Origin of the sequence: Bacillus sp. FSL K6-2841, from assembly GCF_037976435.1 — a bacterium.
GTDB lineage: Bacteria > Bacillota > Bacilli > Bacillales > Bacillaceae > Bacillus > Bacillus pumilus.
Window position 1 is genome coordinate 1630115 of record NZ_CP150266.1, and the last position, 18281, is coordinate 1648395.

Annotated in this window: 18 protein-coding genes; all 18 read left to right on the forward strand. The window is 41.8% G+C overall.

All coding sequences use genetic code 11. The annotated features are described in order from the left end of the window. Positions 1 to 25 precede the first annotated feature (25 nt). A complete protein-coding gene (locus MHH68_RS08110; protein ID WP_058013972.1) occupies positions 26 to 2131 on the forward strand; it encodes a glycoside hydrolase family 48 protein in 2106 nt (701 codons plus the stop codon). An 84-nt stretch (positions 2132 to 2215) separates the two neighbouring features. Further along, complete coding sequence (locus MHH68_RS08115) at positions 2216 to 3445, forward strand: endo-1,4-beta-xylanase (protein ID WP_268497846.1); 1230 nt, start codon at positions 2216 to 2218, stop codon at positions 3443 to 3445. Positions 3446 to 3463: 18 nt separating this feature from the next. After that, positions 3464 to 4597 carry a cellulase family glycosylhydrolase gene (locus tag MHH68_RS08120; RefSeq protein WP_268497847.1) on the forward strand — a complete coding sequence of 378 codons (1134 nt, stop codon included), beginning with the start codon at positions 3464 to 3466 and terminating at the stop codon, positions 4595 to 4597. Positions 4598 to 4835: 238 nt separating this feature from the next. Next, entirely contained in the window at positions 4836 to 5309 is a 474-nt protein-coding gene (gene rimP / locus MHH68_RS08125; RefSeq protein ID WP_003211398.1) for a ribosome maturation factor RimP, read from the forward strand. A 32-nt stretch (positions 5310 to 5341) separates the two neighbouring features. After that, a complete protein-coding gene (gene nusA, locus MHH68_RS08130; RefSeq protein ID WP_003211013.1) occupies positions 5342 to 6457 on the forward strand; it encodes a transcription termination factor NusA in 1116 nt (371 codons plus the stop codon). 15 nt (positions 6458 to 6472) lie between these two features. Then, a complete protein-coding gene (locus MHH68_RS08135; protein WP_058013969.1) occupies positions 6473 to 6763 on the forward strand; it encodes a YlxR family protein in 291 nt (96 codons plus the stop codon). Continuing rightward, positions 6750 to 7052: a YlxQ family RNA-binding protein gene (locus tag MHH68_RS08140; RefSeq protein ID WP_034662287.1), complete on the forward strand. Its 303-nt coding sequence runs from the start codon at positions 6750 to 6752 to the stop codon at positions 7050 to 7052. Before MHH68_RS08135 ends, MHH68_RS08140 begins: the two co-directional genes overlap by 14 nt. A gap of 19 nt (positions 7053 to 7071) precedes the next feature. Then, positions 7072 to 9192, forward strand: a complete 2121-nt coding sequence (gene infB / locus MHH68_RS08145) for a translation initiation factor IF-2 (RefSeq protein ID WP_169056529.1) — start codon at positions 7072 to 7074, stop codon at positions 9190 to 9192. Continuing rightward, complete coding sequence (locus MHH68_RS08150) at positions 9189 to 9467, forward strand: DUF503 domain-containing protein (protein WP_012009994.1); 279 nt, start codon at positions 9189 to 9191, stop codon at positions 9465 to 9467. The genes infB and MHH68_RS08150 overlap by 4 nt, the downstream gene beginning before the upstream one ends. Positions 9468 to 9484: 17 nt before the next feature. Beyond that, a complete protein-coding gene (rbfA, locus tag MHH68_RS08155) occupies positions 9485 to 9835 on the forward strand; it encodes a 30S ribosome-binding factor RbfA (RefSeq protein WP_007499525.1) in 351 nt (116 codons plus the stop codon). 68 nt (positions 9836 to 9903) lie between these two features. After that, the gene (truB, locus tag MHH68_RS08160) at positions 9904 to 10833 is read left to right on the forward strand and encodes a tRNA pseudouridine(55) synthase TruB (RefSeq protein ID WP_268497848.1); all 930 of its coding nucleotides are present in this window, start codon (positions 9904 to 9906) and stop codon (positions 10831 to 10833) included. 18 nt (positions 10834 to 10851) lie between these two features. After that, positions 10852 to 11817, forward strand: coding sequence for a bifunctional riboflavin kinase/FAD synthetase (gene ribF / locus MHH68_RS08165; protein WP_268497849.1), 966 nt, complete (start codon positions 10852 to 10854; stop codon positions 11815 to 11817). Between the two features lie 140 nt (positions 11818 to 11957). Then, positions 11958 to 12227, forward strand: coding sequence for a 30S ribosomal protein S15 (rpsO, locus tag MHH68_RS08170; RefSeq protein ID WP_012009997.1), 270 nt, complete (start codon positions 11958 to 11960; stop codon positions 12225 to 12227). A gap of 181 nt (positions 12228 to 12408) precedes the next feature. Next, entirely contained in the window at positions 12409 to 14526 is a 2118-nt protein-coding gene (gene pnp, locus MHH68_RS08175; RefSeq protein WP_003211098.1) for a polyribonucleotide nucleotidyltransferase, read from the forward strand. Between the two features lie 174 nt (positions 14527 to 14700). Further along, entirely contained in the window at positions 14701 to 15594 is an 894-nt protein-coding gene (locus tag MHH68_RS08180; protein WP_234034892.1) for a polysaccharide deacetylase family protein, read from the forward strand. 33 nt (positions 15595 to 15627) lie between these two features. Next, entirely contained in the window at positions 15628 to 16857 is a 1230-nt protein-coding gene (locus tag MHH68_RS08185) for a pitrilysin family protein (RefSeq protein ID WP_306012146.1), read from the forward strand. A 73-nt stretch (positions 16858 to 16930) separates the two neighbouring features. Beyond that, positions 16931 to 17854 (forward strand): aminoglycoside phosphotransferase family protein, encoded by a 924-nt coding sequence (locus MHH68_RS08190; protein WP_339165716.1) that lies wholly within the window; start codon positions 16931 to 16933, stop codon positions 17852 to 17854. A gap of 70 nt (positions 17855 to 17924) precedes the next feature. Continuing rightward, positions 17925 to 18197, forward strand: a complete 273-nt coding sequence (locus tag MHH68_RS08195; protein WP_012010001.1) for a YlmC/YmxH family sporulation protein — start codon at positions 17925 to 17927, stop codon at positions 18195 to 18197. The last annotated feature ends 84 nt before the right edge of the window (positions 18198 to 18281 follow it).

The following is an 18281-nucleotide window of genomic DNA, read 5'->3' on the forward strand; positions in this document are numbered from 1 at the left end:
AAGATTTATTGAAAGGGTGAAGGATTTGTCAAACAAAGAACGGTTTTTAACGCTTTATCATCAAATTAAAAGTGATGCGAATGGATATTTTTCACCAGAAGGAATTCCGTATCATTCAATTGAGACGCTCATTTGCGAAGCGCCTGATTATGGGCATATGACAACGTCAGAAGCATATAGTTATTGGCTGTGGCTAGAGGTGTTGTACGGACATTACACAGGGGATTGGAGCAAATTAGAGGCAGCCTGGGACAATATGGAGAAATACATCATCCCAGTAAATGAAGATGGAAATGATGAACAGCCGCATATGAGCGCCTACAACCCTTCTAGTCCAGCCACCTACGCAGCAGAAAAACCATATCCGGATCAATATCCTAGTCAGCTGAGCGGAGCTCGTCCTGCTGGTCAAGATCCGATTGATGGTGAATTGAAATCAACCTATGGAACAAATGAAACGTATTTAATGCACTGGCTGCTTGATGTCGATAACTGGTATAAATATGGGAACTTGCTCAATCCATCACATACAGCTGCATATGTGAACACGTTCCAGCGTGGTCCGCAGGAATCAGTATGGGAGGCGATCCCGCATCCATCACAAGATGATAAATCGTTTGGGAAGCCAAATGAAGGCTTTATGAGTTTGTTCACAAAAGAAAATCAAGTACCAGCTGCTCAGTGGCGTTATACCAATGCGACGGATGCTGATGCGCGTGCAATACAAGCAATCTATTGGGCAAAGGAACTTGGCTACAATAATTCAACCTATCTTGATAAAGCGAAAAAAATGGGTGATTTTCTCCGTTACGGTATGTACGATAAGTATTTTCAAACGATTGGAAGCGGTAAGCAAGGGAATCCGTACCCTGGAAACGGAAAGGGTGCCTGTCATTACTTAATGGCGTGGTATACCTCTTGGGGCGGAGGACTTGGCGACTATGCAAACTGGTCATGGCGTATCGGAGCGAGCCATTGTCACCAAGGGTATCAAAACCCTGTCGCCGCTTATGCTTTGTCCTCAGACAAAGGTGGTTTAAAGCCATCTTCCTCTACTGGTGCAAGCGATTGGGAAAAAACATTAAAAAGGCAGCTTGAATTTTATGTATGGCTTCAATCAAAAGAGGGAGCGATAGCAGGAGGTGCAACCAATAGTTGGAATGGAGACTATAGTGCATATCCGGCGGGAAGAAGTACTTTTTACGATATGGCATACGAGGATGCACCTGTTTATCATGATCCGCCTTCTAATAACTGGTTTGGGATGCAGGCATGGCCGATGGAGCGCGTAGCAGAGCTTTATTATATTTTAGTGAAAGATGGAGACAAAACTTCTGAAAATGTCCAAATGGCTAAATCCTGTATCACAAAATGGGTTAACTATGCACTCGATTACATTTTTATCGGCAGCCGTCCTGTGTCGGATGAAGAGGGTTATTTCTTAAATGACCAAGGACAAAGAATTCTAGGGGGAACAAATGTTTCTGTGGCTACAACGAGTGCACCAGGCGAGTTTTGGCTTCCTGGAAATATTGCTTGGAGCGGACAGCCTGACACGTGGAATGGATTCCAGTCTGCAACAGGAAATCCAAACCTAACAGCTGTCACAAAAGATCCAACTCAGGATACGGGCGTATTAGGGAGCCTAGTAAAGGCATTAACTTTCTTTGCTGCTGCTACAAAGCTTGAAACAGGGGATTATACAGCGCTTGGTGTCAGAGCGAAAGATGCAGCCGCACAGCTCCTTGAGGTGGCGTGGAATTACAATGATGGCGTGGGCATTGTAACAGAAGAAGAAAGAGAGGACTATGACCGCTTCTTTAAAAAAGAAGTGTATTTCCCAAATGGTTGGAACGGGACATTTGGTCAAGGGAATCAGATTCCTGGAAGCAGCACCACTCCTTCTGATCCGCAGCGAGGAGGAAATGGAGTCTATACGAGTTTTGCTGATCTTCGTCCGAACATTAAACAAGATCCAGCATGGCCTTCACTTGAGAGTAAGTATCAGTCTTCATTTAATGAAGCAACAGGCAAATGGGAGAACGGGGCACCGGTTTTCACTTATCACCGTTTCTGGTCACAAGTGGATATGGCCACTGCCTACGCAGAATATCATCGTCTGATCAACTAACAGTCGAAATTTAAGCTGCCGGTTTCTTTGAGCCGGCAGTTTGATTAAGAAATATAAATCCAATGAAGATAGGGGGATTTTTACATGGTCAAAGAAAGAAGCTTTCTTCATCAATCATTCAACAAGGGCGAAAATGAGCAGATCAATCTGATGTGGAAAAAAGAGGCGAATGATCGAATCTCAGAGCATAGACAAAGAGACCTTGTGATAAACGTGACAAACGGCGATAAAAAGCCAATAGCAGGTATAGAGGTTGAAATTAAGCAAATCAGGCATGAATTCGCATTTGGTTCAGCAATGAATGACCAAGTGTTATTTAATCAACAATATGCTGATTTTTTCGTGAAGTATTTTAATTGGGCTGTTTTTGAAAATGAGGCAAAATGGTATGCGAATGAGCCACAAAGAGGGAAAATCACCTATGAAAAAGCAGATGCGATGCTGAATTTTGCAGATCGACATCAACTTCCAGTGAGGGGGCACGCTTTATTTTGGGAGGTAGAGGATGCGAATCCAAGCTGGCTGAGGTCACTGCCGAATCACGAAGTATATGAAGCCATGAAAAACCGGCTTGAGCATGCGGGCAATCATTTTAAGGGAAGATTCCGCCATTGGGATGTAAACAATGAAATGATGCACGGTTCATTTTTTAAAGATCGCTTTGGGAAAAATATTTGGAAGTGGATGTATGAAGAAACGAAAAAAATTGACCCGAAAGCACTTTTGTTTGTGAATGATTATAATGTGATCTCATATGGTGAGCACCATGCGTATAAAGCGCATATCAATGAACTGCGTCAGTTAGGCGCACCTATTGAAGCGATTGGGGTTCAAGGCCATTTTGAAGAACGGGTCGATCCAGTCATTGTCAAAGAGAGGCTCGATGTGCTTGCTGAGCTTGGTCTTCCTATATGGGTCACAGAGTATGACTCTGTTCACCCTGACGCTAATAGAAGAGCGGATAACCTAGAGGCTTTATATCGCGTCGCATTTAGTCATCCAGCCGTAAAAGGAGTGCTAATGTGGGGATTTTGGGCAGGTGCCCATTGGAGAGGTGAGCATGCGGCTATCGTGAATTATGATTGGTCTTTAAATGAAGCAGGACGACGTTATGAAAAACTTCTAAATGAGTGGACGACCCAAAGAGTTGAAACAACAGATGCTAATGGCCATGTGATATGTCCAGCATTTCATGGAACATATGAGGTTCGAATCGGCAAAGAAAATAAAATGTTGAAACAGCAGACAATTGAACTTGATTCAAATGAACAAGCACCGCTTCAGCTAGATGTGATCGTACCTGAAGAAGGATAGATTGTGAGGAGAATGTAAATGAAAAAGTGGACTCAAAGAGTGTCCTGCTTCATACTTGTGGTCGCTATATGGGCCGGCTGGTTTTCACTTACGATTAAAGCCGCCGCTTACGTGCAGACATCTGGTACACAATTTACGCTGAACAATCAACCATTTTACTTTGCTGGTACAAATAATTACTATTTCCATTACAAATCTAAAAAGATGGTAGATGCAGTGTTCGATGATATGAAAGCAATGAATTTAAAGGTCATACGTATTTGGGGATTTCACGACGGAGCCCCTCAAGAAAACTCCGTTTTACAATCTAGTCCTGGGGTCTATGAAGAATCAGGTTTTCAAAAACTAGATTATGCGATTTATAAAGCAGGACAGGAAGGGATAAAGCTTGTCATTCCACTAGTGAACAATTGGGATGACTTTGGCGGGATGAATCAATACGTAAAGTGGTTCGGGGCAGGAACGCATGATGCCTTTTATACAGATCCTCGTATTCAACATGCTTACAAAAATTATGTGCGCTATGTATTAGAAAGAACCAATACGTATACAGGTGTTCAATATAAAGACGATCCAGCTATTATGACTTGGGAATTGGCCAATGAGCCGCGTGTACAGTCAGATCCAACGGGAAATGTACTAGTCAAATGGGCAGATGAAATGAGTAAATGGATCAAATCGCTGGATCGTCACCATCTTGTTGCAGTAGGAGATGAAGGGTTCTTTCGCATACCAGGGCATGAAGATTGGTCGTACGGAGGCGGAGAAGGCGTCGATTGGGACCGTTTGACGGCTCTTCCTAATATTGATTATGGAACCTATCACCTGTACCCAGATCATTGGAACAAGTCTGCTACCTGGGGAGTGAAATGGATTGAATACCATATCACCCGCGGGAAGTCAATCGGAAAACCAGTTGTGTTAGAGGAGTTTGGCTATCAAAATCAATCAGCACGTCCTGACGTATACGAAAGCTGGCTTTCAGCGATTGAGCGGCTCGGAGGGGCAGGCAGTCAATTTTGGATTTTAACGAGCATTCAGGACGATGATTCGCTCTATCCGGATTATGACGGTTTCCGCATCATAAAAGGGAGCAGGGAGGCAGCACTGATCAGTGATCATGCGAAAAGAATGAACGAAAAGAACCGATGACGAATGCCTGCAGAATAAGGAACTTCATTTGCATAAAAAAATTGGATATGGTATAGTTTTTATGGAAATGCTAACGATTACCGAGACAAGAGTGGGGAAACCCGCTCTTTTGTATTGAACAGGCAATTTTTGTCTCGACATTATTCATCCGTTTTCTGCTCCCCCTGCTCACATAAAGCAGGGTTTTTATGCAGAATGATTGATAAGAGCGTTTATCGAAAGCACAAGGAGGAAGAGAATGAGCAAAAAAGTAGTGGATGTCGTAAGCGAAATGGTGCAGCCAATTTTAGATGGCTTACAGCTTGAACTCGTTGATGTTGAATTTGTCAAAGAGGGTCAAAACTGGTTCCTTCGCGTGTTTATTGACTCTGATAAAGGCGTCGATATCGAAGAATGTGCCAAAGTGAGCGAAGCCTTGAGCGAAAAGCTTGATGAGGCAGATCCGATTAGCCAAAACTACTTTCTTGAAGTGTCCTCTCCTGGAGCGGAGCGCCCATTAAAGAAAAAAGCTGATTTTGAAAAAGCACTTGGAAAAAATGTTTTCATGAAAACATATGAACCAATTGATGGTGAAAAAGCATTTGAAGGTGAGCTTACAAGCTTTGATGGTGAGATTGCAACAGTGACAGTGAAGATCAAGACAAGAAAGAAAGAGATCAATATTCCATACGAAAAAATAGCTAACGCAAGATTAGCAGTTTCGTTCAATTAACCTTTTCATTGATATAAGGGGGAACCATAAAAATGAGTAGTGAGTTGTTAGATGCCCTGACTGTTCTCGAGAAAGAGAAGGGTATTAGTAAAGAAATTATTATTGAAGCGATAGAAGCTGCACTCATTTCTGCATATAAGCGTAACTTTAATCAAGCGCAAAATGTTCGTGTTGATTTAAACCGCGAAACGGGAACAATTCGCGTATTTGCAAGAAAAGATGTTGTCGATGAAGTGTATGATTCTCGCCTTGAAATCTCTGTAGATGATGCAGCCAATATGAACCCGAATTACATGGTAGGTGACGTCGTTGAAATTGAAGTCACGCCAAAAGATTTCGGACGCATTGCAGCTCAGACTGCGAAACAAGTGGTGACGCAGCGAGTGAGAGAAGCAGAGCGAGGTGTGATCTACACTGAGTTTATCGATCGCGAGGAAGACATTATGACGGGAATCGTTCAGCGAATTGACAGTAAATTCATTTACGTGTCACTTGGCAAAATCGAAGCCCTTCTTCCGGTCAACGAACAAATGCCAAATGAGGACTACAAACCACATGACCGCATTAAGGTGTTTATTACAAAAGTCGAAAAAACAACAAAAGGACCACAAATTTATGTGTCTAGAACACATCCAGGTCTTTTAAAGCGTTTATTTGAAATTGAAGTGCCAGAAATTTATGATGGTACTGTAGAGCTTAAATCGGTTGCTAGAGAAGCTGGGGACCGTTCTAAAATCTCTGTTCGTACTGATGATCCTGATGTTGACCCAGTTGGTTCTTGTGTTGGACCAAAAGGTCAGCGTGTACAAGCAATTGTCAACGAGCTAAAAGGCGAAAAAATTGACATTGTCCATTGGTCTAATGACCCGGTTGAATTTGTTGCCAATGCATTAAGTCCATCAAAAGTACTTGATGTTATTGTGAATGAAGAAGATAAGGCGACAACAGTGATTGTCCCTGATTATCAGCTGTCGTTAGCGATTGGTAAAAGAGGTCAAAATGCTCGTCTTGCAGCAAAGCTGACTAGCTGGAAAATTGACATTAAAAGTGAAACAGATGCAAGGGAGCTCGGTATTTTCCCAAGAACTGAAGACTCTGAATCTCTTTTCTTAGAGGCTGAACCAGTAGCTGAGGAATCTGACGAATAAGAGGTGATGTAAAAGGTGAATAGCCGAAAAAAAATCCCGCTTAGAAAATGTGTCGTGACGGGAGAAATGAAACCAAAGAAAGAACTGATCCGTGTTGTTCGTTCTAAAGAAGGTGAAGTGTCTGTTGACGCAACCGGAAAAAAGAACGGACGCGGAGCTTACCTTTCTCTCGATAAAGAAACCATTCTTGCGGCAAAGAACAAACGCAGTTTACAGCAGCAATTTCAGACACAGATTGACGAACACATATTTGAAGAATTACTAGAACTAGCTGAAAAGGTGAAAAAACCAAATGACTCAATCTGAATGGTATCCTTTGCTTGGTCTAGCAAATCGAGCTCGTAAAGTCGTGTCAGGAGAAGATCTTGTGATCAAAGAAATTAGACATGCGCGTGCTAAGCTGGTTCTTCTTGCAGCAGATGCCTCATCGAACACAGAGAAAAAGGTATCTGACAAATGCAAATTTTATAATGTTCCGGTTAGAAAAGTTGAAGACCGTTCCGTTCTCGGACGTTCTATTGGGAAAGAAGCTCGCGTAGTTGTCGCTGTCACTGACCAAGGCTTCGCAAAGAAGCTTATAAGCTTGCTCGATTAATTTATTTGGGGGTGAACGAATGGCTAAAGTGAGAGTATATGAATACGCAAAAGCCATAGATGTTTCAAGTAAAGATATTATAGCAGCGCTTAAGGATATGAACGTGGAAGTGAACAACCACATGGCGACGCTTGAAGACGACACTGTGAAAAAGCTAGACGCGATCTATAAAAAAGCCAAAGCAAAAGAGACAGCTAACGAGAAACCCGCAGAACAAAAAAAACAATCATCTAACAAAAACAATGATAGAAAGAAGAATGACGTGCAGAATAATCAATTTAATAAAAACAAAAAAAACAACAACCAAAACAAAAACAAAAATAAACGCGGTGGAAATAACAAATCGCAGCATCAACAAGCTAGACCTGTAAAACCTAAAAAAGAGCTTCCTGAAAAAATTGAATTTACAAATTCAATGACAGTCGGCCAGCTAGCTGAAGAGCTTGGAAAAGAAACAGCTGAAATTATCAAAAAGCTGATGATGCTTGGTGTTATGGCAACCATTAACCAAGAGCTGGATAAAGATACAGTTGAATTAATCGCTTCTGAATATGGTGTTCCAGTAGAGGAAGTCATTATTTTAGAAGAAACTGAACTTGAAAAGTATGAAGTTGAAGATAAAGAAGAAGATATGCAAGTACGCCCTCCAGTTGTGACGATCATGGGACACGTTGACCACGGGAAAACAACGCTTCTTGACAGCATTCGTAAGACGAAAGTCGTTGAAGGCGAAGCTGGTGGAATCACGCAGCATATCGGTGCATACCAAATTGAAGAAAACGGCAAGAAAATCACGTTCCTTGATACACCTGGACACGCAGCCTTTACAACGATGCGTGCACGTGGTGCTGAGGTAACGGATACAACTATTCTGGTCGTTGCAGCAGATGATGGCGTTATGCCGCAAACGGTTGAAGCGATTAACCATGCGAAAGCAGCAGAAGTGCCAATCATTGTTGCTGTCAACAAAATTGACAAACCAACAGCGAACCCGGACCGTGTGATGCAGGAATTAACGGAGCATGGTCTAGTACCAGAAGCTTGGGGCGGCGAAACAATCTTCGTTCCTCTATCTGCAAAAACAGGTGAAGGCATTGATGAATTGATTGAAATGATCCTTCTTGTCAGCGAAGTTGGAGAACTGAAAGCCAACCCAAATCGTGCGGCAAAAGGAACTGTCATCGAGGCTGAGCTTGATAAAGGAAGAGGATCTGTTGCAACCCTTCTTGTTCAAACTGGTACACTTCATGTAGGTGACCCAATCGTTGTCGGAAATACATTTGGCCGTGTACGTGCAATGGTTAATGACATCGGACGCCGCGTGAAAACAGCAGGACCATCTACACCTGTTGAAATCACTGGTTTAAACGATGTACCGAATGCAGGGGATCAGTTCCTCGTGTTCAAAGATGAAAAAACAGCTCGTCAAGTAGGTGAGGCGCGTGCTTCGAAACAGCTTGATGAACAGCGTTCAGACAAAGCGAAATTATCTCTAGATGACCTATTTGAGCAAATCAAACAAGGTGAAGTGAAAGATATCAACTTGATCGTGAAAGCAGACGTACAAGGTTCTGCTGAAGCACTGACGGCCGCTCTTCAAAAAATTGAAGTAGAAGGCGTAAAAGTGAAAATCATCCATACGGGTGTTGGAGCGATTACAGAATCTGATATTATTTTAGCAAGTGCTTCTAATGCGATCGTGATCGGATTTAACGTACGTCCTGATGGAAATGCGAAGAGCACAGCTGAAACAGAAAACGTAGATATCCGCTTACACCGCATTATTTATAAAGTCATCGATGAAATTGAAGCGGCGATGAAAGGAATGCTTGACCCTGAATATGAAGAAAAAGTCATCGGTCAAGTTGAAGTTCGTCAAACGTTCAAAGTATCTAAAATCGGTACAATTGCTGGTGGTTATGTCACTGAAGGAACCATCACAAGAGATAGTGGTATCCGCTTAATTCGTGACGGCGTCGTTATTTTTGAAGGCGAAGTCGACGTTTTAAAACGATTCAAAGATGACGTGAAAGAAGTTTCACAAGGCTATGAGTGTGGTATTACCATTAAGAAGTACAATGATATCCGTGAAGGTGATGTCATGGAATCATTCGTTATGCAAGAAATCGAAAGAAAATGATCGGTTATACCGAATGTGAGTGCATCATTTATGATGCCTCCTCACTGAAGGAAAAACGTGCGGTTCTTCAGCGTATACTGACAAGAACGCGCCATAAATTCAATGTAACCATGGCTGAAATGGATTACCAGGACACATGGCAGCGTACATCAATTGGAATCGCCGTAATTTCCTCATCCCGGGTTCAAGTGGAAAAGGAATTGCAGCGTGTTTTAAGCTTTATTGATTCTTTTCCTGAAATTGAACGAACGATCACGAAAACTGAGTGGTTTTAATTAGAGGTGATAAGATCATGAGTATGAGAGCAACCCGCGTGGGTGAGCAGATGAAAAAGGAATTAGGCGACATCCTTGGCAGAAAGCTAAAAGATCCAAGAATCGGCTTTTTGACTGTAACCGATGTCGAAGTATCCGGTGATTTGCAAATTGCGAAAGTTTACATTTCTGTTCTCGGTGACGAGAAAAAAAGAGAGGAAACCTTAAAAGGCCTTGCAAAGGCTAAAGGGTATATCCGTTCTGAAATTGGCAATCGAATTAGACTTCGCAAAACACCAGAACTGCACTTTGAATTCGATGAATCCGTGGATTACGGAAACCGAATTGAAAGCCTAATTGCTGAACTAAACACAAAAGATCATGAATAAGACGTTGAAATAAGGATAGGCGATGATCGTCTGTCCTTTTTCATCGTTTACGAAAGGAGAGAGCGCAGATGATAAATGGTGTTCTTTTATTACATAAAGAAAGAGGGATGACCTCTCACGACTGTGTGTTCAAAGTGAGAAAGATCCTGCATACAAAAAAAGTGGGACATACAGGTACCCTCGACCCCGAGGTATCAGGTGTTCTGCCCATTTGTATCGGAAGAGCAACGAAGATTGTCGAATACTTAACAGATAAATCAAAAACGTATGACGCAGAAATCACGATTGGTTTTTCTACAACAACAGAAGACCAAACAGGTGAGATTGTAGAAGAAAAAAAGGTGCAAAATCCCATCTCAGAAGAAGAAATTGATGCTGTGCTGAAACAGTTTCAAGGAACCATTGAACAAATTCCACCTATGTTTTCGGCAGTGAAAATTGGCGGGAAAAAGCTCTATGAATATGCAAGAGAAGGCATTGAAATTGAGCGACCGAGCCGTGAAATTACGATTCACCGTATCGAGCGGACAACACCTGCTTTATTTGAAAATGGAAAAGTATCATTTAGATTCACCGTTTTATGTTCAAAAGGAACATATGTCAGAACCTTAGCGGTTGATATTGGAAAGAAACTAGGATTCCCAGCTCATATGTCACACCTCATTCGCACAGGATCAGGTGATTTTACACTAGATGAGTGCATCACCCTTGATGAGCTGCGAGATATAAGCGAAGAAGGTACAGTAGATGAGCACCTTGTCCCAATCGAGCGTGCGCTCAATCATTTGCCGAAATGGGAGATAAATGATACATTAGCAAGTAAAGTGGAAAACGGTGCAGTCCTGCCAATGCCTGGTGAATTCGCTCATTTCGCAGAGGAAGATCGTGTCGCTGTCTTTGCTCCTTCAGGCCGGTGTATGGCGATATATATGAAGCACCCGACCAAACAGAATCTAATGAAGCCGGCGAAGATCTTATCTCAGGACAAGCAATCTTAAAGAAAAGGTGACCATCTCGTGAAGACTATACATATTTCACACCCACATACATTGAATCAAAAGGATCAAGACCCGTCTGTTATGGCTTTAGGGTATTTTGACGGTGTTCACCTCGGACATCAAAAAGTGATTGACGCAGCAAAAAGCATTGCGAGTAAAGAAGGTTTGGCTTTAGCAGTCATGACCTTTCATCCGCACCCATCACATGTTTTGCAAAAAGCACGTGAACCCAAGGACTTAATTACGCCGCTTGAGGATAAAATTGATTTCATCGAACAGCTGGGCGCTGACTATTTATACATTGTGCAGTTCAGCGAAAGCTTTGCAGCGCTATCGCCTCAAGAGTTTGTCGATCAATATTTAGATGAGCTGAATGTAAAGCACGCAGTAGCTGGTTTTGATTTTACGTTTGGCCGTTTTGGTGCAGGTACAATGGAAACCTTCGATGAGTACGGAAAAGGGCGTATTTCTGCCACCATCGTTCCTAAGTTGTCCAATCAAGACCGAAAAGTCAGCTCAACACTCATACGCTCTGCATTGAAAAATGGAGATGTTGAATATGTAAGTGAGCTTTTAGGAAAACCTTATCAGCTGCGCGGTATTGTCATTCATGGAGATAAGCGAGGACGGACGATCGGCTTTCCGACTGCCAATGTCGGTTTATCTGCTGAATATATCATTCCGCCAACAGGAGTTTATGCAGTAAGAGCAGAAGTAAAAGGCAAAGTGTATGACGGTGTTTGTAACATTGGCTATAAACCAACCTTTTATGAAAAACGCCCTGATCAGCCTGCTATTGAAGTAAACCTCTTTGATTTTAACGAAGAAATATATGGTGAACCGATTAAATTACAGTGGTTCAAGCGCATTCGCAGTGAGCAAAAATTTAACGGAATCCAGGAGTTAACGGCACAAATCAGTCAAGATAAAGAAGAAGCGATTCAGTTTTTTCAACATCAGCGAAAGCAAACAAAAAATTCATAGAAAAACAGCTCTACCATTTGCAAATTCAGCGTATTTTTAGTATGATTATTCCTGTAGCTTTAAAACCACTTACTTGGCAGGCCGACTTCACCGACGGTTGCGAGGTAGATGGGGCTAACATGATTTGGAGGTGAAACAGGATGGCTATTACTCAAGAGCGTAAAACTCAATTAATTAGTGAGTTCAAAACACACGAATCTGATACTGGATCTCCAGAAGTTCAGATCGCTGTCCTAACAGAATCAATTAACAACTTGAACGAGCATTTACGTACTCATAAGAAAGATCACCACTCACGTCGCGGTCTTTTGAAAATGGTAGGTAGACGTCGTAATCTTCTTACGTATCTACGTAATAAAGACGTAACTCGTTACCGTGAGTTAATTAACAAACTAGGCTTACGTCGATAATCGTAAAAAGCGGGAGGATTCCCGCTTTTTTATCGTATAATCACTAATATTTTATGGTTAAAATGTTGAAAGAATGGCAAAAACCCTTCTACATACACCTTTCACATTGATATGTGAAAATCATTTTGTTCATAATAAGAATTAACTAAAATTTCAAGATAAGAGAGGAGTTTTTCTCAGAATGGGACAAGAGAAACATGTCTTCACCATAGACTGGGCTGGACGTCAACTGACAGTTGAAACTGGCCAGCTTGCAAAGCAAGCAAACGGAGCGGTCCTCGTACGCTACGGAGATACAGCTGTGCTTAGCTCAGCAACAGCTTCTAAAGAACCAAAACCACTTGATTTCTTCCCGCTCACTGTGAACTACGAAGAAAGATTATACGCAGTAGGTAAAATTCCTGGTGGCTTCATTAAAAGAGAAGGCCGTCCAAGTGAAAAAGCGATCCTTGCGAGCCGCTTAATTGATAGACCAATCCGTCCATTATTTGCAGATGGATTTAGAAACGAAGTACAAGTGATTAGTATCGTCATGAGTGTGGATCAAGATTGTTCATCTGAAATGGCTGCAATGTTTGGCTCATCATTAGCATTATGTGTGTCTGACATTCCATTTGAGGGACCAATCGCCGGCGTTACAGTAGGACGAGTTGATGGAAAGTTTATCATCAATCCCAATGTAGAACAGCTTGAACAAAGTGACATCAACCTTGTAGTCGCTGGAACGAAAGATGCGATCAACATGGTCGAAGCTGGTGCTGATGAAGTGCCAGAAGAAACAATGCTTGAAGCTATCATGTATGGCCACCAAGAGATCAAACGTTTAATCGAATTCCAAGAGGAAATTGTCAAGGCAGTCGGTAAAGCAAAGATCGATATTCCTTTATATGAAGTAGATCAAACGTTAGCAGACGAAGTAAAGGCACTTGCTGAAACAGACCTGCTGAAAGCGATTCAAGTACATGAGAAGCATGCACGTGAAGATGCAATCAGTGCTGTGAAAAAAGCTGTGGTTGAGAAATTTGAAGAAGAAGATCGCGACGAAGCGACAATTAAACAAGCGAAAGACGTATTAAACAAGCTTGTCAAAAATGAAGTTCGTCGTCTGATCACTGAAGAGAAAGTACGTCCAGATGGACGCGGTGTAGATCAAATCCGACCACTTTCTTCAGAAGTAGGACTTCTGCCAAGAACGCACGGTTCAGGTCTATTTACAAGAGGACAAACACAGGCGCTCAGTATTTGTACATTAGGTGCACTTGGCGATGTGCAAATTCTTGACGGTCTAGGCGTTGAAGAATCAAAACGCTTCATGCACCATTACAACTTCCCGCAATTCAGTGTTGGTGAGACAGGTCCAATGCGTGGCCCAGGCCGCCGTGAAATCGGACATGGAGCACTAGGTGAACGGGCATTAGAACCAGTGATCCCATCTGAAAAAGATTTCCCTTATACGGTTCGCCTTGTGTCTGAGGTACTAGAATCAAACGGTTCTACTTCACAAGCAAGTATTTGCGCAAGCACACTTGCGATGATGGATGCGGGTGTTCCAATTAAAGCACCAGTTGCAGGCATTGCAATGGGACTTGTGAAATCTGGGGAATACTACACAGTGCTGACAGACATTCAAGGAATGGAAGATGCACTTGGAGATATGGACTTTAAAGTTGCAGGTACATCAAAAGGTGTAACAGCACTTCAAATGGATATCAAAATCGATGGTCTATCAAAAGACATTTTGGAAGAAGCTCTCCAACAAGCGAAAAAAGGAAGAATGGAAATCTTAGATAGCATGCTGTCAACGATTCCTGCTTCTAGAGGAGAATTGTCTCGTTATGCACCAAAAATCTTAACGATGAAAATCAATCCTGATAAAATTCGCGATGTCATTGGACCAAGCGGTAAACAAATTAACAAAATTATTGAAGATACCGGTGTGAAGATTGATATTGAACAAGATGGTACAATCTTTATCTCTTCTACAGAAGAAGACATGAACCAAAAAGCGAAGAAAATCATTGAAGATCTTGTGAGAGAAGTTGAAGTAGGACAACTTTACTTAGGTAAAGTAAAACGCATTGAAAAATTCGGGGCTTTCCTTGAAATCTTCAGCGGCAAAGATGGACTTGTTCATATTTCTGAGCTTGCGCTTGATCGTGTAGGCAAAGTAGAAGATGTCGTGAAAATTGGTGATGAATTACTTGTCAAAGTCACTGAAATCGATAAACAGGGCCGTGTGAACCTTTCTCGCAAAGCTGTTTTACGTGAAGAAAAGGAAAAAGAAGAAAAACAGTCTTAATGAAATATGTTAGAAGCCAGGTATCCGTACCAGGCTTCTTTCTTTTCTTGTGCTAACAATAGTTCTAGCTTGTTTCTCCCTATCATAATTTGTGGTAAAGGGGAGGGACAACCATTGAAAAAAACGTTACCGTTCATTGTGTTTGTATTTTTACTGCTCGTGTCATATCAAACGATGAAGCAGCCAGCTGCTGTTACATATATTGAATCAATGAAAGAGCATGCTGAGGTTGCATCTGTTTCAAAAGATATTTTATATCAAGAGATTGAATCGAAGTCTTCTGACTATGAAGTGAAGGCGCAAAATGCTAAGATTGATAAAGTGTGGAAAAAGATGCCTGGTCTAAATGGACAGACGGTCAATATCGATGCCTCTTATGAAAAAATGAAAAAACGAGGGTCATTTGATGAAAAGCTGCTTGTTTTCAATGAAACAAAACCTTCTATTCATTTACATGAACTTGGTGCTGAACCCATTTACAAGGGACATCCAGATAAAAAAATGACTGCTTTCCTCATCAACGTGGCTTGGGGTGACGAGCATTTAATCAAGATGTTAAAGACACTGGAAAAGCATCAGGTCAAGGCGACCTTTTTCTTAGAAGGCAAATGGGTGAAAAAAAGCACGGATCTTGCTAAAAAGATCGTGGCAGATGGTCATGAAATTGGAAACCATTCATACAATCACCCGGATATGCGCACACTGACAAGAGAACGAGCATTAGAGCAGATTACCAAAACGAATCGTCAAATTGAAGAATCCCTTGGAACAAAACCGAAATGGTTCGCCCCTCCAAGCGGCAGTTTCAAAGAAGAAACAGTGAAGCTGGCTGCAGAAGAAGGAATGGAAACCATTATGTGGACGGTAGACACCATTGACTGGCAAAAACCGTCACCAAACATACTACAAAAACGGGTGCTTGGGAAAATTCACAATGGGGCGATGATATTAATGCATCCAACAGATTCGACGGCGAAAAGTCTTGACGCACTTATCACTCAAATCAAGGAAAGAGGATATGAATTAGGAACGGTTTCTGACCTCCTAAGTGAAAAAAGACATCCGTGATCCGATCTGTTTGTTGAATAGGAGGAGCAAAACTTGGTCAAAACGTATACTTGCCAAAATGGAGTAAGAATTGTACTTGAAAACAATCCCACTGTAAGATCTGTCGCAATTGGCGTCTGGATTGGAACTGGTTCTAGACATGAGACACCAGAAATTAACGGGATCTCACACTTTCTAGAGCATATGTTCTTTAAAGGAACAAAGACGAGATCTGCACGTGATATCGCAGAATCCTTTGACCGCATTGGTGGTCAAGTGAATGCCTTTACGTCAAAAGAATACACTTGCTACTATGCAAAGGTGCTTGATTCACATGCTGGCTACGCCCTCGATGTATTAAGCGACATGTTCTTCCACTCTGCTTTTGATGAAGAAGAGTTGAAAAAAGAAAAAAATGTAGTATATGAAGAAATCAAAATGTATGAGGATACACCTGATGATATCGTTCATGATCTGTTGAGCAAAGCGATTTATGGTGATCATTCTTTAGGTTTCCCGATTTTAGGAACAGAAGAAACACTTTCTACCTTTAACGGTGACTCTCTTAGAGCTTATATGGATGAATTCTACACGCCGGACCGCGTCGTCATCTCTGTTGCAGGGAATGTGGATGACACATTCATTAGTGAAGTTGAAAAGTTGTTCGGTTCGTATGAAACGAAAGGAAAAAAACAGCCTGTAGAAGCGCCGCAATTTCACTATGACAAGCTCACACGCAAAAAGGAAACAGAGCAAGCGCATCTATGCTTGGGCTTTAATGGCCTCCCAGCTGGAGACAAAGGCATCTATGACTTAATTGTCTTAAATAATGTTCTTGGTGGAAGCATGAGCAGCCGCTTGTTCCAGGATGTAAGAGAAGACAAAGGACTCGCCTATTCTGTTTTCAGCTATCACAGTTCATTTGCAGATAACGGCATGCTGACGATTTATGGCGGGACTGGAGCGAAGCAGTTAAACCTGCTCTCTGAAACCATTTTACAAACGCTAGACGTCTTAAAGCGTGAGGGAATCACGCAAAAAGAGCTTGAAAACTCTAAGGAGCAAATGAAAGGGAACCTGATGCTCAGCCTTGAAAGCACAAACAGCAAGATGAGCCGAAACGGTAAAAACGAACTGCTCCTTGGCAAACATCGCACACTTGATGAAATTATTGACGAAATCAACAAAGTCACATTAGACGGTGTGAATAACTTATCCAAACGAATCTTTACAGAGGATTATGCGCTCTCGCTTATTAGTCCTACGGGTGATCAGCCATCATAATGTAAACAACACGGCAGGCTTCTTAAGAGGTCTGCCGTTTATTATATATCAAGAAGAAAGGGGCGCTGCTTACATGGAACGTGAAAAACTGAAAATCCTTTCTCCGCTTCTGACACAAGCCATCTCCTTTGAGCCAATGACATCTGGCCTTTCTGGAAACCGTACTTATCTCGTCACAACATCCTCAAGTGAAAAGCTAGTGCTCAAGCTATCAAACCTCAAAACGTATTCTAATTTTAAAAGAAAAGCGTCAGTTCAGCAAAAGTTTAAAGATCGAGGCCTTCTATGTTCTGAAGTAATGGAGATTGGGATGAATACTGAACTCAACTGTACCTATCGTATTTTCTCTTTTATTGAAGGAGAGAATGCTAGAGCATCCATCCATCTGCTTACAAATGAAGAGCAGTATGAAATCGGGAGACGGGCAGGCAAAGAACTTAGTTTCATGCACACATGTCCCGCACCTTCTCATATCGCGACATGGGAAGAGAGGGTCATGACGAAACATGAACGGTATGTACATGCCTATCAATCAAGTGGAGTGACCTTTGCTCAGGATCAATTCGTATTAGATTTTATTAAATCACATGTTGATGCAGTAAAGGCGAGGCCTAATCAATTCCAGCATGATGATTTTCATTTGGGGAATATCATCATACAAGAAGGTGAGTATTCAGGAGTCATTGATTTTGATCAATCTGACTGGGGTGACCCAGTTCATGATTTTTATAAATTGTCTTTATTTAGCCGAGAAAATAGTATTCCGTTTTCAGCAGGGCAACTGGATTACTATGTAAGTACGCAGGCCACAGACGATTTTTGGCTTCTTTTTTCTATCTATACAGCAATGAGCTGCTTTTCTTCTATTGTCTGGACGCTTTCTTATGACACTGAACATGTAAAAGACATGGTGAGCAGAGTGGAAAGAATGCTGGCAGACCATGATCACTTTCATCTAATGAAACCAGCTTGGTATTCAAATTGGCATCATTCATAACTTGAAAAAGCGGGACGGTCTATTTCTTCTTGTGGCTGCATATATGATACGGAAGGGAAGTGATGCGATTTTGAGGTTAAGTGAGCTGTCAGGAAAAGAGATTGTCGATATCAAAAGAGCGGAGCGGCTTGGTGTGCTTGGACAAACCGACCTTGAAATCAATGAACAAGACGGTCAAATCACAGCACTTATCATACCTTCGGTGAAGTGGTTTGGTTTTCGAAAGCAAGGAAATGACATCCGCGTCCCCTGGAATCACATTCAAAAAATAGGATCAGATATGATCATTCTCGATGTGCCTGAAGCACTTCAGCCGCCGGGGGAAAAAGAGCATCCATCATAAATGGGTGCTCTTTTTCTTTTCTCTCTTCGATTTGTTCACAGGCTGAATCCTCTCCTCATATGCTGAAAGGGAGATTCAGAAAAT

Excerpts from the sequence above, each read along its gene's own strand:
- MHH68_RS08180 (WP_234034892.1), top strand. The coding sequence starts at position 14,701 with ATGAAGCAGCCAGCTGCTGTTACATATATTGAATCAATGAAAGAGCAT.
- nusA (WP_003211013.1), top strand. The coding sequence starts at position 5,342 with ATGAGTAGTGAGTTGTTAGATGCCCTGACTGTTCTCGAGAAAGAGAAG.
- rimP (WP_003211398.1), top strand. The coding sequence starts at position 4,836 with ATGAGCAAAAAAGTAGTGGATGTCGTAAGCGAAATGGTGCAGCCAATT.
- truB (WP_268497848.1), top strand. The coding sequence starts at position 9,904 with ATGATAAATGGTGTTCTTTTATTACATAAAGAAAGAGGGATGACCTCT.
- MHH68_RS08120 (WP_268497847.1), top strand. The coding sequence starts at position 3,464 with ATGAAAAAGTGGACTCAAAGAGTGTCCTGCTTCATACTTGTGGTCGCT.
- rpsO (WP_012009997.1), top strand. The coding sequence starts at position 11,958 with ATGGCTATTACTCAAGAGCGTAAAACTCAATTAATTAGTGAGTTCAAA.
- pnp (WP_003211098.1), top strand. The coding sequence starts at position 12,409 with ATGGGACAAGAGAAACATGTCTTCACCATAGACTGGGCTGGACGTCAA.
- infB (WP_169056529.1), top strand. The coding sequence starts at position 7,072 with ATGGCTAAAGTGAGAGTATATGAATACGCAAAAGCCATAGATGTTTCA.
- MHH68_RS08115 (WP_268497846.1), top strand. The coding sequence starts at position 2,216 with ATGGTCAAAGAAAGAAGCTTTCTTCATCAATCATTCAACAAGGGCGAA.
- MHH68_RS08140 (WP_034662287.1), top strand. The coding sequence starts at position 6,750 with ATGACTCAATCTGAATGGTATCCTTTGCTTGGTCTAGCAAATCGAGCT.
- rbfA (WP_007499525.1), top strand. The coding sequence starts at position 9,485 with ATGAGTATGAGAGCAACCCGCGTGGGTGAGCAGATGAAAAAGGAATTA.
- MHH68_RS08190 (WP_339165716.1), top strand. The coding sequence starts at position 16,931 with ATGGAACGTGAAAAACTGAAAATCCTTTCTCCGCTTCTGACACAAGCC.
- MHH68_RS08150 (WP_012009994.1), top strand. The coding sequence starts at position 9,189 with ATGATCGGTTATACCGAATGTGAGTGCATCATTTATGATGCCTCCTCA.